Source organism: Priestia sp. P5_B4 (assembly GCF_056400385.1).
The window spans coordinates 1-1,419 of sequence record NZ_JBFULJ010000950.1; the positions used below are offsets into that span (position 1 = coordinate 1).

At 40.2% G+C, this 1,419-nt stretch carries 1 protein-coding gene and 1 pseudogene; one reads left to right on the forward strand and one right to left on the reverse strand.

Going from position 1 to position 1,419, the window contains the following annotated elements; genetic code table 11:
• A partial coding sequence (locus tag AC1DRF_RS27790) for a malate:quinone oxidoreductase (protein WP_477742284.1) occupies nt 1-694 on the forward strand: 694 nt, incomplete at its 5' end.
• Between the two features lie 116 nt (nt 695-810).
• Here AC1DRF_RS27790 and AC1DRF_RS27795 read toward each other — a convergent pair.
• Nucleotides 811-1,378: pseudogene (locus tag AC1DRF_RS27795) on the reverse strand (DUF6434 domain-containing protein).
• Nucleotides 1,379-1,419 lie beyond the last annotated feature (41 nt).

The window sequence follows — 1,419 nt, forward strand, 5'->3', positions numbered from 1 at the left end:
ATTTATGGTCTGCAATAATCCTGAAGTCATTGCGCAGCATCACGGAAAAGTATACGGAAAAGCCAAAGTCGGAGCTCCGCCAATGTCGGTTCCGCACCTTGATACACGCTATATTGACAACAAAAAGACGCTGTTGTTTGGCCCATTTGCCGGCTTTTCACCAAAGTTCTTAAAAACAGGCTCAAACTTGGACTTAATCAGTTCTGTAAAGCCGAATAATATTTTAACTATGCTAGCAGCAGGTGTCAAAGAAATGGCGTTAACAAAATATTTAATTCAGCAAGTTCTGTTATCAAATGAAAAACGTGTAGAAGAACTGCGTGAGTTTATCCCGAACGCGAAAAGCGAAGACTGGGATATCGTCGTAGCGGGTCAACGTGTGCAGGTAATCAAAGACACGGAAGCCGGAGGAAAAGGAACGCTTCAGTTTGGGACAGAAGTTGTAAGTGCCGCTGATGGTTCTGTTGCTGCACTTCTTGGCGCTTCGCCGGGTGCATCAACGGCGGTTCACGTCATGCTTGAAGTATTGGAAAAATGCTTCCCAGAAAACATGAACAAGTGGGAGCCAAAAATAAAAGAAATGATTCCTTCCTACGGCATGTCATTAGTTGATCATCCAGACTTCTTTAACGAAATTCATGCGTCCACTTCACAGACGCTTGGTTTAATTAAAAAAGAGTCTGTTTATAGCTAAAGATTTTACGCCGTAACAAACAGCACATGTGTATGTGAAGAAATCTACAGGCGTGCACAAACACCACCTTTTCTTGAGGTGGTGTTTTAATGCTCTTTATTTATGTAGAGTTTGATTTAAGAGTGGTATTGATTGCTTCCAGGCTGAAGTTTCAAATGCTTCCACGCCGCAATTGCATCATCGCGGCTTTTTCCTTTGTTTTTCGGATTGTTAAAAAAATCGCGAATAAAGCGGTTGTACTCAAACTGAGGCGCAATTTCTTTTTGATAAGAAGGCTGCTTTTTTCGTTTTTCTTCTTCATGCCACGCTTTTACCACATCTCGATAGGTTTTCCCTACATTTTCTTTAAAGTAGTTTTGAATATAGGTTGAAAAATGAAATGTAGGATGAATAGCTTCTTTAAAAAAAAGCCCGTACTTCTTGACTGCAGCGGTGATTTTCCCCAATGACGGTATTTAATGTTAGCGGCGCTTGTGTTTTAGAGGACGAGCGTCTTTTAGAAGGTGCTCCTGAGTGTTGAGTGTCACCGGTTTTTAAAAACACTTCAATTCTTTTTGAAAGTTCCATTTTAGATCCAGACGGGCTCATGTTGTTTTTACGGCAAAATTGCTGCAGCTCGGTTTTGAGCCAGTAAAAATCCGTGAAGTCATTAATAGATAAATTTTTTGAAAGTTCGGGTCTCATTGTTTTAACCTCCATATATTTACAAAGTAATTATAGAACGT